Below are 17,468 nucleotides of genomic sequence, written 5' to 3' on the forward strand. Positions count from 1 at the left end.
AGACTACCCCGGAACCCGAGCAGTCTTCTCTTCATGTTTAGGTTTACGAAGCAGCATTTTTTCAAAAAACAGCTATCATATTACATATCCTCTACATCCCTGAAGCGGATGAGGTCGCCGAAAATGATGGAGTCAGAGTAAAAGAGTTCCCACTCTCCCCTGTCACGGAGAGGATCACACGTCTCATCAGATACAACTCTTTTACTTCCCCGCTCAAAGCACTTTCCCCGTGTATACATATACTCATCGGTAATAATTGTCCCGTTTCTCAATACCGCAAAATCCTCACGCTCTCTGGCAAACAGATCGCTGCCGAACATCACGTGGGGGTGCTCCGGGATGCCTAGCAGATTAAGGAGTGTAGGCATCACATCCACTTTACCGGATACCGTCTCCATTTCCTCCCCTTCCTGATCCGGAATGTGAATAATCAGGGGTACCCGTGCCAGTTGTACATTTTCGTAATCATCTATTTCCGTACCAAGAAATTCGCCCATCGCATCATTGTGGCTTTCAGCAATGCCGTAATGATCGCCATACATCACAAACATGGTGTTCTCATACAGGCCTGCGTCTTTCATGTCTTCCATAAACAGCCTGATTGCCTCGTCTGTGTAGCGTACCGTCGGAATATAGCGGCTCAGAATCTCACTTTCCGATTCGTAGGGCTCGATAAAATGATCCTCCTCGTCCAGTTCATACGGAAAGTGATTTGTAAGCGTCAGGAATGTAGCATAAAACGGTTCCTGCAGCTCGGTCACATACTCCATCGACTGATCAAAGAAATCAATATCCTTTAACCCCCAGCCGACACTGTTTTCGTCTGATATGTCGAAGTAACTTCCAGAGAAATAATAGTCGTAGCCGAGATTTTCATACATCATATCGCGGTTATAAAAGGTGCGGTCGTTTGCATGAAAGGAAACAGCCTCATACCCGCCGGCAGTGAGTGAGCCGGGTAAAGCGAGGTACTCATTTTCACTGTGCGTATGAAAAACCGCACCACGCCCGGCAGGATACAGGGAGTTGTTAATCATAAATTCTGCATCTGATGTTTTTCCCTGGCCGGTCTGGTCGTAGAAATTCGGGAAATAATAGCTTTCTTCAATCAGTTCATTCAGGTAGGGAGTAATCTCCTGCCCATCCACGGTTTCGCCAATTACAAAACTTTCAATCGATTCAAGAGAAATGACCACCACATTCATGTCCCGTGCAATTCCGTGCTGTTCGGGATTTGGAAGAGCACGGTACACGGCACGGTGCTCGTTAATATCGTTCCATTCGTCTTCTTCGGAAAAAATTGCCTGGGCAGCTGTACGGGTATGCAGGAAAGCATCATACACATAAAAATTGTACAGGCCGTAGCGCTGAATCAGACCTTCGCGGTCAAAGGTGTGGGTCATCGTTTCACGATTCTCCGGCTGATCGAGCTGCGAAAGGCCGATAATGACAAGAGCTGTACCAATCAAACCTGCATATACCTTCCGGTGCCGCCTGAAAGGGAGCTGCGTCACTCTGACAAACGGTGATTTTCTTACCAGCAGGACAAAAAACAGGACCACGTCCACGAAAAACAGCACGTCATACCAGTGAATTAATTCAAACACACTGGTGCTCAAGTCTCCCGCATTTCCGCCCATAACGAGCATCGGCAGAGTAATGATGTCGGTGAATTCCCGGAAATACACGGCATTACTGTACAGAATGACACTTAAGGCGAGTGTCCAGATTAACAGATACCAGCGTTGAAACGCTGGTTTCATGAGCAGTCCAAAAGCAAAAATGATCAGGATAAAGGACAATGGATTAAGGATAAAAACGATCGTTTCCAGCGCATCCGCCGTGGCAACCTGAAAAATGAAAGCCGAGACAATAAAGGTCTTCACCCACAGCGCAAGAAGGCAGACCAGAAGAAAGCGGTGATTCCGGATGGCTTCTTTCATTATATATTGCACCTCTTATAATCAAGCATTAGTAACTTTAATTTTATGCGATTTTCCAGATAACCAACAAATCATATTCCCTGTTTTACATGATTTTCAACATTTATATACTTATTCATACCCTTCTTCCTCTTAAGTCACACCCGCCTCTGTTTTTCGAAAGTTTCAAAAAGAAGAGCAAACCTGTTAAACTGATATTAAGTAGGATGTAAAACTGTCTATCGGAGAGGAAGTAATGTTATGAGTCAATTTGAACAGAAACTGTCAAAATATGCTGAACTCGTTGTACGTATGGGTATCAACGTTCAGGAAGGTCAGGAAGTGGTCGTGAACGCACCGGTCACCTCTGCTGATTTTGCCCGTAAAGTGATCCGCGAATGCTATGAGGCAGGCGCGAAAAATGTACATATTGAGTGGCACGATGATGAATCTGCCCGAATCCGCTACGATCTGGCTCCAATGGAATCTTTCAGGGAGTTTCCTGAATGGAAAGCGAAAGGGCTTGAAACACTTGCCGAACGGGGGGCTGCCTTTTTAACAATCAAATCAACCGACCCGGATCTGTTCAAAGGCGTTCCTGCTGAGCGCGTGGCTGTCCACAACAAAACAGCCGGACAGGCAACAAACACGTTCCGCCAGTATATTCAATCCGACAAAGTAGCCTGGTGCGTCTCCGCTGCTCCTTCCATCGGCTGGGCGAAGAAAGTTTTCCCAGACAGCTCAGAAGAAGAAGCTGTCGACAAGCTGTGGGAAGCGATGTTTGAAGCGGTACGCGTCAATACAGCCGACCCTGTTGATGCCTGGAAACAGCATGATACCACGCTTCAGACAAAGGCTGAGTTTCTCAACAGCCAGAAATACAAAGCGCTGCATTACACTGCAGAAGGTACGGACCTTACGATCGAACTGCCGGAAAACCACATCTGGAAAGGCGGCGGCGGTGCCAACGTTGATGGTACACACTTTATTGCCAACATGCCGACTGAAGAGGTGTTTACTGTTCCGAAAAAAGACGGTGTAAACGGAACCGTTCGCAACACAAAGCCGCTTAACTACAGCGGAAACGTGATTGACGGCTTTTCACTTACGTTTGAAAGCGGAAAAGTGACTGGATTTACAGCAGAGGAAGGCGAAGAAACACTCAAGCACCTCCTTGATACGGATGAAGGCGCCCGCTTCCTCGGTGAAGTGGCACTCGTTCCACACAGCTCACCGATTTCACAGTCCGGGATCCTTTTCTACAACACGCTTTATGACGAGAATGCTTCAAACCATATCGCACTTGGCAGCGCGTACACGTTCTGTGTAGAAGGAGGACCTGATATGTCCAAGGAAGAACTCGAACAGCGCGGAATCAACAGCAGCATTACACACGTTGATTTCATGATCGGTTCAGGTGAAATGGATATCGACGGAATTAAGGAAGACGGAAGTCGCGAGCCCGTATTCCGCAACGGTGAATGGGCAACAAAAGATTAATTTTACAGTCTGAAAATGGAGAACTCCGGTGGTCTCATGTCCTTCCGGTTTCTCCGTTTTTTTTGTGGGTAAAAGTGTACTATAATGGACGGAGCACCCTTAAGGAGGTACTTACACATGACAATGAAAAAAGCACTTACAATTGCAGGATCCGATACAAGCGGCGGCGCAGGCATCCAGGCCGATCTGACTACCTTTCAGGAACTTGGCGTCTATGGTATGACGGCTTTAACTACGATCGTGACGATGGACCCTAAAAACGGCTGGGCACACAACGTGTTCCCGCAGCCGCTTAACGTAGTGGAAACCCAGCTCGAAACTGTACTCGATGGTGTCGGCGTTGATGCCATGAAAACAGGCATGCTCGGCTCGAGTGAGATGATTGAAATGGCCGCCCGTACTGTAAAGGAAAAAGGCGTGAAAAGCATCGTGGTCGACCCGGTAATGGTCTGTAAAGGGGCCGATGAGCCGCTTCATCCGGAGCATACTGTAAGCTATCGGGAACACCTTGTTCCGGCTGCCACAGTTGTCACACCGAACCTGTTTGAAGCATCCCAGCTCAGTGGGGTTTCCCCAATTGCATCGGTTGAAGATATGAAGCAGGCAGCGGCCCGCATTAAAGAGCTTGGCGCTGACTACGTCCTCATTAAAGGTGGCAGCGATATTGGAGACACAGCGGTCGATGTGCTTTATGACGGACAGGATTATGAGCTGCTCGAGTCGCCTCAGGTAGATACCGACTACACTCACGGGGCAGGTTGCACTTACTCTGCTGCCATTTGTGCCGGACTTGCCCACGGGAAAGACGTTAAAACAGCTGTCCGTGACGCCAAAGGATTCATAACGAAGGCGATCGAAGGCTCTTTTGCACTGAACGACTACATCGGACCGGTTAAACGTTACGCTAACAGAGGATAATCCGTTTTCCCTTCTTATATACCAAAAGCTGTCCCTGACGACCGGACTCCTCCGGTTTTGGGACAGCTTTTTTTATGGTTTTATTCGTATGAATATTGTTATATTACGCTGCAGACGATCCCCGTTGAAGGAACTGGGAGCTTAATCCACCATGACTTATGAATATGGAAAATTGGTTACTTGCGAAGCTTCTGTTTACATATTCTTGATAGATTTTTAAACTTAACGACTATACCATTCTGAAAGTCTGTTCAGAAGTTCATTTAATGAGAGGTGTACTTATTTTTGATTACTCTTCTTAATTATTTCTTCCCTCTTACCAGCTGATAAGCGGCAGGTTCTTTCCCCAGTCCTGCGACTTGATTTTTTCCCCTCGCTTTGGCCTTGTAGAGTTTATCGTCAGCCTGTTTAATCAGAACTTCCGGTTCCACGTTGAGTCCAGGTGCACATCCATAGCTGAGGGTGACCTTAAAGTTTGGCAGAAACGGCCGGTTGCGCCGCTCTACATCTCTGCTGATCTGCATGATCAGTTTGTGAACCGCCTCTTCCGAAGAAGTCCTCACAATAAGGGCAAACTCCTCTCCCCCATACCTGTATGCATGACCGTCAAAATTAGTATCTTTCAGCGATTCTCCGATTTTTTTAAGAACACGGTCCCCTGTGAGGTGTCCGTATGTATCGTTAATACTTTTAAAGTGATCGATATCCCCCATCACAAGGTAAAACGGCTCATGTCCGGAGGTAAACGAAAGCAGATGCTCCTGAAACGTCCGGTGATTATACAGTCCGGTCAGGTAATCCCGTTTTGCCATCTGTTCGTACACGACCCTCTCAGCATAATGCTTCCGTTCCCTCGAAATAATCACACCGCCGAGAACGGCAAATAAAAAAAGGATGGCTGTATTCATCATGAACGTCATCATTGCGGTGCCGCTGAAAGTAAATCCCTGGGCCGCCAGCACTCCGGTAAACCCGGCTGTCACCGCTGCGGCACCTAAAACCCCGCCCATGTACCGCCAGTACAGGATTGCATGAAGTACGATCAGGTACCCAATCGGCACAAAGGGACTTTCAAAACCGCCGGTCACGGCAATCAGCCACGGATAAGCGACGAGGTCAAAGATGACGCCGCCTTTGGTCATCCACTTGTAAAAGCGGGATTCGCGGTTGCATTTATGCAGACAATATTGGGTGACGCCCATATACAGGAGTCCGAATCCAACGAGATAGATAAAAGGCAGGTGGCCCTCCAACTGTCCCTGCCATTCATTCAGAAAATAAACCGTACAGGCAGCAAGCAGGAAAAACCATCTGGTATATGAAAATACCACTTCCAGAAAGTGGTCGGTCTGTTTTACCGTATTCTGTTCCATACCTGCTCCTTTTCACGCGGATCTTCGATTATAAGGTTCAGCCTGGCCGCGCTCCTGTTTCTGTAAATTCATGTCTATCAAGTATAAATGAAAACTGTTTCGAGTTACCATCTTAATCATGCTATATTACAAAAGCTATCACTTAACGACAACAATTCCCGATTTTCAACATAAATCGGCAAAACCGCAGAGAGGAAGCAGCTAAAATTACTCCAAAATCCTCCTTTATTTTTCTGAATCTTCAATTATAATAGTTTCATCAACCGGTTTGAATACATACTTCACGGTCTTCATCTTTTCCGGTAAATAGAAAAAGAGGGGGAAAAGAAAATGGAAGCTTTAAACGATTTTGTCGGACAGGTCAGTGATTTTGTCTGGGGTGTCCCACTCCTTGTTCTGCTGGTCGGAACCGGGGTGTTTTTGACGATCAGGCTTGCGTTCCTTCAGTTCAGAACACTTCCTTATGCACTGAAGCTGTCATTCAGTCCACGTGCACAGGACAAAAAGTCCAAAGGGGACATTTCCCACTTTCAGGCACTTACCACTGCCCTGGCAGCGACAATCGGGACTGGTAACATTGCCGGGGTCGCAACAGCTGTTGTGCTCGGGGGACCTGGTGCAGTTTTCTGGATGTGGATTACCGCTCTTTTCGGTATGGCAACCAAGTATGCCGAAGCGATTCTCGCAGTAAAATACCGGGTTGAAAAAGAAGACGGCAAAATGGCCGGCGGCCCGATGTATTACCTCGAAAAAGGACTGAACCTGAAATGGCTCGGGGTTATTTTTGCCGTGTTCGGCGCCTGTGCCGCATTTGGGATTGGAAACATGGTACAGTCAAACACCGTAGCTGATGCGATGGAATCTACGTTCAGCATTCCAATTTGGGCTACCGGTATTACACTGACTGTTCTTGCCGGGCTTGTTATCCTCGGGGGAATTAAAGCCATTGGCCGTGTAACAGCTTATATCGTCCCGTTCATGGCCCTCTTTTATGTGATTGCCGGACTTGTTATTATTATTCAGAACTTTGAACTTGTTCCTTCTGCTGTCGGGTTTATTTTCAGTGATGCCTTTACCGGTGAAGCTGCTGCCGGCGGTGCGATCGGTGCCGTCATCCGCTGGGGGGTTGCCCGTGGTGTGTTCTCCAACGAAGCCGGTCTCGGTTCCGCGCCGATTGCAGCCGCTGCTGCGCGCACCGACTACCCTGGCCGTCAGGCACTCGTCTCGATGACACAGGTATTTATTGATACGATTGTTGTGTGTTCGATTACCGGTGTGGCGATCGTGATGGCAGATATGTACGGATCGGGGATCACAGGAGCCGACCTGACAACCGCTTCCTTTGAATTCTTCCTCGGAGGTGCCGGCGGAATTATCGTAGCAGTCGGGGTGGCTTTCTTCGCCTTCTCTACTATTCTGGGCTGGTCCTACTATGGGGAGAAGTGTTTCGAATACTTTGCAAAGCCGGGTTTGGTAAAATACTATCGTTACCTGTTCGTACTCGCAATTTTCTTCGGTGCCATGGCGGAGCTGAACCTCGTCTGGGGTGTAGCCGATGTGTTTAACGGCCTGATGGCGATTCCGAACTTAATCGCCCTCCTCGGTCTCTCCGGCGTCGTTGTAGCGGAAACCAACCGTTTCCTGAAAGTCGCCCGTGAAGAGAAGAGAAAAGCCAGACAGGCAAGCTGACCGACTTGAAAAACACGGAAAGGCAGCGTCTCGTTTCAGCGCTGCCTTTTCTTCGGTTTATAATGTAACCGCTTTCCTTTTTGTGCAGGGAATATCATTAAATGGTTATTTAATAAAACTATTGTATTTTTACTCACATTGTATTATTATTTTCCTCAGTGAATAAATATCATTCTATCGATCTACTCATTCATTCAACCAGGAGTGTGAACACAATGAAAAACCATACATCATCTACTAACGGCTCGTTCTGGAAGTTTCTGATCCCGTCTCTGATCGGGGTTGGCTTGTTTATGACCCCCGTACCTGCTCAGGAAGGTGAAGGGGTTACGATTCCGGTAGCGATTCTTGCAAATTCGCTTGAAGGGCTGCTTGGCTCCATTCTGCCGGCACTACTTCTGATTATTATCGGGCTCAGCTTTTTCGGCTCGGTTATTGCCGTCGTTATTCATAAGTCTAATCCCAAGCGGTTTGAGCACAGTCCTTACCTTGAAAAACTGCTGATTGTCAATCCGTTCTGGCTTGCTGTCCGCGGTGTGGCCTTCGTCCTTGCTGTGATGACGTTTTTCCAGCTTGGTTCCGAAGCCGTTTACGACGACTATACGGGCGGGCTCCTGCTTATGGACGGCGGGCTTCTTCCTCTCTTATTTACCGTATTCCTGTTTGCCGGACTGTTTCTGCCGCTGCTGTTAAACTTCGGTCTGCTGGAGCTGTTCGGCGCCCTGCTCACCAAGCTCATGCGCCCCCTCTTCAAACTGCCGGGACGTTCATCGATTGACTCCCTTACTTCCTGGCTCGGTGACGGGACCATCGGGGTCGTACTCACGAGCAAGCAGTATGAAGAAGGCTTCTACTCCAAACGTGAAGCAGCTGTGATCGGTACGACATTCTCTGTGGTTTCGATTACGTTCAGTCTCGTGGTCATCATGGAAGTCGGCCTCGGCCACATGTTTGTACCTTTTTACGCCACGGTGATTTTTGCCGGCTTTGTGGCGGCACTTATTATGCCGCGTATTCCGCCCCTTTCCAAAAAAGCTGATACGTATGCCAACGGGCAGGAAGCTCAGCTCGATGAGTCGATTCCTGAGGGACATACACCGTTCAGCTGGGGTTTTGCCAAGGCAAAAGAACGTGCCGGTGAAGCAAAAGGTGCCGGTGAATTTTTCAAGGACGGGACAAAAAACGTGCTTGATATGTGGCTCGGCGTTATTCCCGTCGTTATGGCATTCGGTACAATCGCGCTTGTGATTGCTGAATTTACGCCGGTATTCGCCTGGCTAGGCGCCCCGTTTGTGCCGATTCTCCAGGTGCTTCAGATTCCTGAAGCGGCGGCCGCCTCGGAAGCAGTCGTTGTCGGGTTCGCCGACATGTTCCTCCCTGCCCTGTTTGCAGCGGATATCGAAAGCGAACTTACCCGTTTTATCATTGCGTGTCTGAGTGTTACACAGCTCATCTATCTCTCTGAGGTCGGTGGTGTGCTGCTCGGCTCCAAGATTCCGGTTAAGTTCCGTGATCTGCTGATCATCTACCTGCTGCGTACGATTATTACGCTGCCGATCATCACGCTGATTGCACATATTATCTTTATGTTTTAACACTTGCCTCCGCGGGCTCTGAGCCCGCGGAGGTTTTTTATTTTTACGGGGGCGGCTGCGGCCGGTCGCATTGTCTGTGCGGAGTGGTTTTTCTATCGTCGATTGAAGCGAACGCGTGACACTCCTGCGGTGCCCGCGGAAAGGGAGCGCAGTGAGCGGAAATCAACATCAGACTTTAACAGAGCCAATCGAAAAAGAACAGCTGTGAACCTGACCATTTCTGTGATATCGACCTTCGCGTGCGATATATCAACCTTCTCGCGCAGGATATCGACCTTATTTCAGATATATCGACCTTCAACTTCAACATATCGACGAAGCGACACGATTCGACACACCTCCACCTCTCCAACTGCGCTCTCCTCCCTCCTCCACTGGACAAAAAAAAGCCCCCTGCATCCGGGAGCTCTTTATTTTACCGACAGCTTCACATATGACTCAAACAGGAGATCAATGAGCATCACAAGCGGTGACCGGGCAGTAAGGTCGTATCCCCCGTAGGATGTACGCTTGACTTCCGTGCTGATGGAATCATCCGTCAATGCTGTTAAAGATGAGTCGATATGATTGGTTATGGCGGCTGTATGAATAAAATGATGGGTCATTTTCTCCGCTGTTTCCACGAGCGTCCGGGTTTCCCCGCTTGAGGAAATGAAGATCACATAATCCCCTTTTGCCACCTTATTTGAAAACAAATCAATCATATGTGATTCATAGATATACATACTCGGCTTGCTCACCTGCATGAGCAGCTTGCTGAAATACTCCGCAAACATTTTGGACAGGCCCACACCGATAATGACGATCCGGTCCGCTTCATCCATTCTTCTGCAGATCCGCTTCAGATCGTGCTGATCGATACCTGCAAGTGTATTTTCAACGTCTTCACGAAAGCGGGAGATTGGACTTTTCGCCCCGTCCTCCTCTTCTGCCGCAATGCCTTTCAGTGCATATTTGAATTCCTTATAGCCGTCAAAACCGAGTTTCTGGCACATGCGGATCACTGTCGTTGTACTCACATTCACTTCTTCTGCAAGTGTTGTGAGGGCCATCCCCTTTGCATCCTGAAAATGGGCATCAATGTAATAAAGCACATGTTTTTCTGCATAGCTGAGCTCCGGCATCCGGTTTGCATAATGTGTGGTTACTTTTCCCATACAGCGGTTACTCCTTGTGTTTTTACGTTGTAAAAGACCGTTCCGGTTTATTATAGTACATTCCGGCACAAATTACAGGTTGTACATAAATACATGCTTTGTACATTCACTTTGTCTATTTCCATGTTAAAAATAAGGTGTAAGCGCTTTACACTATTCGATTTTATATAAATTTCAGATAGACAGAAGGAGTGACCACGATGGAACTTCGCAGCCAGACGTCGAAGAACCTTATTATTTTTGATGCAGACTGGACCACGAAAGAGGCCGTAATTGAAGGTCTTGCGGATGCCCTTGACCGGGAAGGTATTCTCACATCAAAACAGGAGTTTCTTAAAACTGTCTTTGAACGTGAAGAAGTTTCCCCTACAGGAATGGAAAAAGGACTCGCGATTCCACACGGAAAATCCACAGCCGTAAAGGAAGCGGCTTTTGCCGTAGCACGCCTGAAAAAACCGGTTGAAGACTGGGAAAGCATCGATCCGGATAACAAAGCGGAATTGATCTTCCTACTCGCGATCCCGGAAGCAGAAGGCGGTTCCACCCACCTGAAAATACTGTCCGAACTCAGCACCCGCCTGATGGATGAAGCCTATTACGAGAGACTGTTTCAGGCAGACAGCTCCGAAGCGTTTCTACATGCGCTTGACTACAGCGGCGGGCAGGAAAAGGAAGGGTCAGAACCTGTCCCGACTGGTAAAAAAGTCGTTGCCATTACCGCCTGCGCTGCAGGAATTGCCCATACGTACATGGCAGCTGAAGCTCTTGAAAAGGCCGGCCGAGAACAGGGTGTACAGGTGAAAGTGGAGAAACAGGGCGCCAACGGAATTGAAGACGGCCTGACGAAAAAAGACATCGAAGAAGCCGATGCTGTCCTTTTTGCCACTGATATTTCACCAAGAGGCAAAGAGCGCTTTAACGGCCTTCCTTACGTACAGAGCCGGGTAGCCGAACCACTCAGGAAAGGACCTGAGATGATCACACGGGCGCTCGAAAACCCTGACGGGACTGTGTCTGCTGAAGGCGAGGAAAGCACCGGAGGAGATTCCGGCGAGAAGACCTCCCTTCTGAAGGAAATGGGTCAGGGCGTTCTTACAGGGATTTCCTACATGATTCCGGTCATCGTTTCTGCAGGTCTGATGATCGGGATCGCCAAGCTCGGGGCCATGCCTTTCGGACTCGTAAATGAGATCAATGATCCAGAGTTCGCAACACATGAGAACCCGTTATTTGTTCTTCTTCATCACCTTGATATGTTCGGATTCCTGATCTTTCAGTTCATGTATCCTGTATTTGCCGCGTTTCTCGCATTTGCCATCGCCAACCGTCCCGGTATTGTTTCCGGTTTTATCGGTGGTGCGTTTGCCTCCGGTATGCACTTTCAGTACTGGGGCGTTGAAGGAGCCGTTGAATCAGGCTTTTTAGGGGCGTTGTTCCTTGGTCTTGCCGCCGGTTACATTGCCAAGTTTCTGAATGAAAAGATCAAGCTTCATAAAAACCTGCAGGCGATGAAGCCCATGCTAATCATCCCTGCCATCAGTGTACTGTCTATTTTCCTTTTGAACTTTTACTTTGTCGATCCTGTCTTCGGTGCTCTTAACCAGGCTATTACGGATCTTATTGAAGCTGCTCAGGGATCCGGGGTGCTGCTGCTTTCCAGTATCATCGCTGCAGCGACTGCCTTTGACCTTGGCGGACCGGTAAACAAAGCGGCAGGTGCCATTGCCATTGGCCTTGCTGCCGATCAGATTTTCCCGCTCACACCGCGGGTACTTGCGATTGTCATTCCACCGATCGGACTCGGCCTTGCAACACTTCTTGACCGCTACATCGTCGGCCGCCGTGTGTTTGACGCCAACTTGTATGTGGCAGGAAATACGTCCCTGCTTCTCGGCTTTATCGCCATCAGTGAAGGTGCGATTCCATTTATGCTGAGAAACCCGCTGATTACGATTCCAATCAATGTTCTCGGTGCCATTCTGGGAGCTTGTACCGCTGTGTTTCTCGGTGCCGTCCAGTGGTATCCACTCCCTGCCGTATGGGGCTGGCCGCTCGTGGAAAGCTTCTGGGCCTACTTTACCGGACTGGCTGTCGGGGCGCTCTTTATCGCCTTTGCCAACATCTTCATCCGGTACGGCCTCATGATCAGACAGGAGAAAAAAGCGAAAGCATCCTAGATAGAAATGAGTGCAAATCATTACTTTAACAGACACCTTTAGAATAAACCGTTCAGGAGGCATTTGGTTATGACAAGACAACAAACCGTATTCGTGGTCCCTCATTCCCACTGGGACCGCGAATGGTACTTTACTGTAGAAGATTCGAACGTCCTTCTTATTGAAAACATGGATCACCTGCTCAATGTTCTGGATGAAGATCCGGACTATCATGCTTACATGTTTGATGGGCAGGCATCCGTGATTGATGAATATATCGCCAAGCGTCCGGAGGAAAAAGAGCGCGTCGCCCGGCTCGTAAAAGATAAGCGTCTGTTTATCGGCCCATGGTACACTCAGGCCGATACCCTTCTTGTCCACAAGGAGTCTATCATCCGGAATCTACTGTACGGAAGCCGGATTGCCGAGAGCTACGGACATAATATGAACATCGGCTATCTGCCGGACATTTTCGGACAGAACGCCTACCTTCCGTCATTTTTCCGGGGCTTCGGCCTTGACTACAGCATCCTTCAGCGCGGGGTATACACCGATCAGCTGAAAGGAAGCATGAATTTTCACTGGACCTCACCGGACGGCCTGTCCGTCAAAACCAACAACATGTATTACGGATACGGACCAGGCAAATTTCTTTCCGACGATGCGTCATTTTTCCACGACCGGCTCGTGCCGATCCTTGAAAAGCTTGCCGACCTGAACGGCGGTACAGACAACATCCTCCTCCCTTCAGGAGGCGATCAGGTGCTTGTCCGGGAGCACTTCCCCGAGACTGTACGGAAGCTTAACGAAAAAGATCCGGATCGCCGATACGTGCTCAGCGACTATGAAACGTTTATGGAAAAGACGTGGGCAGACGGTACATTCGATAATGAAATCAAAGGCGAGCTCCTCGCTTCCCAGAAATCAAGAATTCACAATACGATCCGCTCCCAGCGGTACGATATCAAACAGCTTAATACGCTTGTTGAGAATAAAATTCTGAATGTACTGGAGCCTCTCTGCGTGATCGGCGAGTCTCTAGGTCTCCGCTATCCTCAGGCATGGCTCGATGAGATGTGGAAGGAACTCTTTGATGTCCATGCTCATGACTCCATCGGGGGATGCAACTCTGACGACACGAACAGCGATATCGTTCACCGTCTGGAAAAGACGGGCCGGATTGCCGACGGGCTTATTAACTTAAAGAAAAAGCAGATCAGTGAAGCGGTCAGCCGGGGTCTTGGAAAAGAAAATATCGCGACCGTCTATAACTTCCTGCCGAAGCCGTCTGAATCACCTGTCCGCCTTGCGATTTTCACAAAAGAAGAGACTTTCTCCCTTTCTGCAGCGGACGGGACTGCCCTGACAGCTGAAGTCACGAAACAGACGTATATCAGCGGCGGAACTAAGATTGTGGTCACGGCAGAGGGAGAAAAACAGGTGGAAGAACCGGGATATTACCGGAGTGAAGTGCTCGTATCGGGGCTTCATGTGCCCGCAATGGGCTATACAACGGTCATCGTAAATGAGTCTCTTAGTGCTCCTTCATCTGATGACAATCACCACGGCAGCACGATAGAAAACGGAACACTGCAGCTTTCGTTTAAAAACGGCAGTATATCCCTCTTGCATAAAGATACAAAAGCGGAGATTGAAAACCTGCTCAGTTTCGAAAACTGTGCCGATGACGGAGACAGCTATGACTTCTCCCCTCTTGAAGGAGACAGTCCCTATATGATCGAGCGAGCATCGCTGATCGGGACTTCCGGCGGCGATCTCGAACAGTCGATGACCATCAAGCACGAGCAGTACGTGCCCGCCTCTCTTGAGGAAAGAAAAAATGGCATGGAAACAGCCCTGCTGTCGATTCATACGATGTTTACGCTTCGTCATGGTGAATCCTTTGTAAGGGTTTCGCACACCATTGATAATCGGATCTGTGACCATCGGGTACGGGCCGTCATCGCAACTGACGCAGAAGGTGTGAGCCATAGTTTTGCTGATCATGCGTTCAGCCTTATCGAACGGCCGATCGAAAATCCTTATCTGGACGGCTGGAAAGAAAACGGCTTTGCCGAAGCTCCTGTGCCAATCTATCCCCTGGAAAACACTGCAGGCGTGAAAGATGCCGGCAGGACCGCCGCCGTCATAACGAAGGGCTTGAAGGAATATCAGGTTCTGCCTGAATCAGGGGCGATTGCCCTGACGCTTTTCAGAAGTGTAGGTCTTCTTGGAAAAGACAATCTTACCTGGCGTCCGGGCCGTGCATCAGGGATCAACAACAAGGTTGTCCGTACACCGGATGCCCAGATGCAGAAGACGATGACTTTTGACTATGCCATCGTTCTTGAGAAGCCGGACTGCTCCCCTGAATCAGTTTTCGACTTGAAGAACCAATATCTGGAGCGGTACGATTCTTACCAAAAGCAATCACTCAATACCTTTGAAGAGCGGCTGGAGCGTTTTGAGATTCCTTATCCGGTTCAGACACTGCCGTCAGACTACTCTCTTTTTGCCCTTAACGGCGATGGAGTGCAGATGAGTATGTGCAAACGATCCCACGACCAGGACGGTACTGTCATCCGCCTGTTCAACCCTTCCGGTTCAGAAAAAACAGCCACCTTTGAAGGGACGTTCAGCCGGATCACCTTCTGCAGCCTGAACGAAAAAGAAGAGAAACCTGCGGACCCGGAACAAATTCCGGTACCGGCAAGAGGATATGTCACGCTGAAACTGCAACAGTAACACAGAGAAACGAGTCTGGGACAGAAGAACAGTGTTAAGGTGAAAACCGGAACAAAACGCTATAGAGCGGATGAAATATACGCTGACTCTGCGGGAAGAAAAGCGCAGGTGAGATTCCGCAGGGCGAAGCCCGCGGAGGCTCAGCCGCTTCCCGCGGAAAGCAGCGTATATTTCAGGAGCGGTTATTTGCCCTGCACGCAATTTGTTCGGTTTTTCATCATGAGATACACTTCTGCCCCAGCCCCTTCTCTCTTTTTTCAAAACGTGCCACTTTGAATCTGATTGATTGCTCATTTATTAACAAGAGCGTTTGTGCTCAGAAAAGGATGATCACCGTGAATAAACAGCAGCTGCTTAAAAAAGCCCAGGAAAAACTCGAGTTCATCTACGGGGATGAGTATAAAGATTCGTATGCCAATGAGCTCGCCGCCCTCGTGGCAGCCTGGGAGAAAAAACAGTGGGAACAGCCCCGCCCCCTTTCCGAGCGTAATGTGTACATGATTACTTACGGGGACAGCATTTATGAAGAAGAAAAGCCAACCCTTGAAACCCTTCATAAATTCCTGAAAAACAAAATCGGCGATACGGTAACCGATGTACACCTGCTTCCGATGTTTCCCTACACGTCCGACGATGGCTTTTCTGTAACGGATTACCGTGAAATCAATCCGGAGCTCGGAAACTGGGGGCACATTGAATCCCTTTCAGAAGACTACCGTCTCATGTTCGACTTTGTGGCCAACCACATCTCCAAATCAAGCGAGTGGTTTCAGGGCTATCTGAATGACCACCCGAAGTACCGTCACTATTTCATCCCGAAGGACGACAGCTTTGATACGAGCCAGGTGGTCCGCCCCCGCACCTCACCCCTTTATCACGAATACGCGGGGAAAAACGGAGCGAAAACAGCCTGGACCACTTTCAGTGAAGACCAGGTGGACGTAAACGTGCGCCACTTCCCGGTCCTTCTCGACCTGACGGACATTCTCCTGGAGTACGCTAATAAGGGCGGGACCAGCATCCGTCTCGATGCGATCGGGTTTCTCTGGAAACGCTCCGGTACGACGAGCATTCACCTTCCGGAAACCCACGCCATTATTGAGCTGTGGCATCTGATTCTCGACTACTTCAAGGAAGGCACCCAGATCATTACCGAAACAAACGTGCCTCATAAGGAAAACATCAGCTACTTCGGCGACGGTGAAAACGAAGCCCATCAGGTGTACCAGTTTTCCCTGCCGCCGCTGGTGCTTTACACGCTCACTACCCATGACAGCACAAAGCTGACCGACTGGGCGAAAACGATTGAAAAAATCAGTGACGAAGCCACCTACTTCAACTTTCTTGCCAGTCACGACGGCATCGGCATGCGCCCGACTGAAGGCATTCTGACAGAGGACGAAAAGCAGCTTCTCGTAAATAAAGTTGAGGAAAACGGCGGCCGGGTGTCGTATAAGAGCAATCCTGACGGCACACAGTCTGTGTATGAACTGAACATCAACTATTCCGAAGCACTCGTGAACAAGAGCGAAAACGAAACGGATGAGGACGCAGTCCGGAAAATGCTGACGGCACACTCTGTACTCACGTCATTTATGGGCGTACCGGCCATTTACTACCACTCCCTGCTCGGGTCAAAGAATGACTATGAAGGTCTTGAATCCTCCGGGATCAACCGCCGGATTAACCGGCAGAAGCTCGAGTACAGCCGGATTGCAGACGAGCTTGAGACGAGCGAATACCGCCGTGCCATTTTTGCAGGCATGAAGGAACTCGTAAGCACCCGCCAGGCAGAGCCCGCTTTCTCACCCTATGCAGAGCAGACGGTCCTCGATCTCGGTTCCGCCGTTTTTGCCCTTGAACGCCATAACCGTGAAACGGGCGACACGGTTTTCGCCGTGGCCAACGTAACCAACGAAACCGCCACAGTCGAACTTCCTGCATCTGGCACAAATCTGTTTACCGGTGAAAAGACAGACCGCGAGATTACCCTGGCTCCCTACAGCTACGCCTGGGTGAAAAAATAACCGCTTGTCATTTTCTCTCTAAATGAGCGAAAAGGCGGCGACTCCTGTGGGAAATGCATCAACTGAAGACCCCGAAAAGGCGATTTTCCCCGAGGTTGAAGTGATGCCCTCGGAAAGCGTACGCCGGCAGTGAATTGGTCTAAGCAGTAAAGTAAAAGATATCTAATGCCTCAGAAGGATTTCCTTTTGAGGCGTTTGGTTTACTCTCGACAGGAGTGAAGCAGTATGAAAACAGTTCTCTCACCCATAGCCGCACAGCGGAATGTCGAAGAAACAGAAGCAGTGATCGGGAAAAACATCAATATGATGGATGCATACGGTCACATCATCACAGGAATGGTGATGGACTTTGTATGCCCTTGCTGCGCTCAATATTGAAAATACGA

Annotated in this window: 11 protein-coding genes; 8 read left to right on the top strand and 3 right to left on the bottom strand. The window is 49.1% G+C overall.

Going from position 1 to position 17,468, the window contains the following annotated elements:
• Window positions 1-80 precede the first annotated feature (80 nt).
• Window positions 81-1,943 carry an LTA synthase family protein gene (locus CR205_RS17560; RefSeq protein ID WP_110521440.1) on the bottom strand — a complete coding sequence of 621 codons (1,863 nt, stop codon included), beginning with the start codon at window positions 1,941-1,943 and terminating at the stop codon, window positions 81-83.
• Window positions 1,944-2,183: 240 nt separating this feature from the next.
• On the opposite strand from CR205_RS17560, the gene CR205_RS17565 reads away from it, so the two are divergent.
• Both CR205_RS17565 and pdxK read left to right on the top strand, forming a co-directional pair.
• Complete coding sequence (locus CR205_RS17565) at window positions 2,184-3,422, top strand: aminopeptidase (protein ID WP_110521441.1); 1,239 nt, start codon at window positions 2,184-2,186, stop codon at window positions 3,420-3,422.
• 117 nt (window positions 3,423-3,539) lie between these two features.
• Complete coding sequence (gene pdxK, locus CR205_RS17570; RefSeq protein WP_110521442.1) at window positions 3,540-4,340, top strand: pyridoxine/pyridoxal/pyridoxamine kinase; 801 nt, start codon at window positions 3,540-3,542, stop codon at window positions 4,338-4,340.
• A gap of 302 nt (window positions 4,341-4,642) precedes the next feature.
• Here pdxK and CR205_RS17575 read toward each other — a convergent pair whose 3' ends face one another.
• Window positions 4,643-5,713 carry a GGDEF domain-containing protein gene (locus CR205_RS17575; protein WP_110521443.1) on the bottom strand — a complete coding sequence of 357 codons (1,071 nt, stop codon included), beginning with the start codon at window positions 5,711-5,713 and terminating at the stop codon, window positions 4,643-4,645.
• Window positions 5,714-6,043: 330 nt separating this feature from the next.
• Between CR205_RS17575 and CR205_RS17580 the strand changes: the two genes are divergently transcribed.
• Window positions 6,044-7,402 (top strand): alanine/glycine:cation symporter family protein, encoded by a 1,359-nt coding sequence (locus tag CR205_RS17580; protein WP_110521444.1) that lies wholly within the window; start codon window positions 6,044-6,046, stop codon window positions 7,400-7,402.
• 215 nt (window positions 7,403-7,617) lie between these two features.
• Entirely contained in the window at window positions 7,618-8,997 is a 1,380-nt protein-coding gene (locus tag CR205_RS17585; protein ID WP_110521445.1) for a YjiH family protein, read from the top strand.
• Window positions 8,998-9,407: 410 nt separating this feature from the next.
• Here CR205_RS17585 and CR205_RS17590 read toward each other — a convergent pair whose 3' ends face one another.
• The gene (locus CR205_RS17590) at window positions 9,408-10,154 is read right to left on the bottom strand and encodes a MurR/RpiR family transcriptional regulator (RefSeq protein ID WP_110521446.1); all 747 of its coding nucleotides are present in this window, start codon (window positions 10,152-10,154) and stop codon (window positions 9,408-9,410) included.
• A 200-nt stretch (window positions 10,155-10,354) separates the two neighbouring features.
• Between CR205_RS17590 and CR205_RS17595 the strand changes: the two genes are divergently transcribed.
• From CR205_RS17595 to CR205_RS20350, 4 genes are all read left to right on the top strand, one after another.
• Window positions 10,355-12,331: a fructose-specific PTS transporter subunit EIIC gene (locus CR205_RS17595; RefSeq protein WP_110521447.1), complete on the top strand. Its 1,977-nt coding sequence runs from the start codon at window positions 10,355-10,357 to the stop codon at window positions 12,329-12,331.
• A gap of 69 nt (window positions 12,332-12,400) precedes the next feature.
• On the top strand, window positions 12,401-15,055 hold the full coding sequence (locus CR205_RS17600) for a glycoside hydrolase family 38 N-terminal domain-containing protein (protein ID WP_110521448.1): 2,655 nt from the start codon (window positions 12,401-12,403) through the stop codon (window positions 15,053-15,055).
• A 335-nt stretch (window positions 15,056-15,390) separates the two neighbouring features.
• The gene (locus CR205_RS17605; protein ID WP_110521449.1) at window positions 15,391-17,082 is read left to right on the top strand and encodes an alpha-amylase family glycosyl hydrolase; all 1,692 of its coding nucleotides are present in this window, start codon (window positions 15,391-15,393) and stop codon (window positions 17,080-17,082) included.
• A 225-nt stretch (window positions 17,083-17,307) separates the two neighbouring features.
• The gene (locus CR205_RS20350) at window positions 17,308-17,460 is read left to right on the top strand and encodes a hypothetical protein (RefSeq protein WP_161524828.1); all 153 of its coding nucleotides are present in this window, start codon (window positions 17,308-17,310) and stop codon (window positions 17,458-17,460) included.
• Window positions 17,461-17,468 lie beyond the last annotated feature (8 nt).

Origin of the sequence: Alteribacter lacisalsi (assembly GCF_003226345.1) — a bacterium.
GTDB classification, from domain to species: domain Bacteria; phylum Bacillota; class Bacilli; order Bacillales; family Salisediminibacteriaceae; genus Alteribacter; species Alteribacter lacisalsi.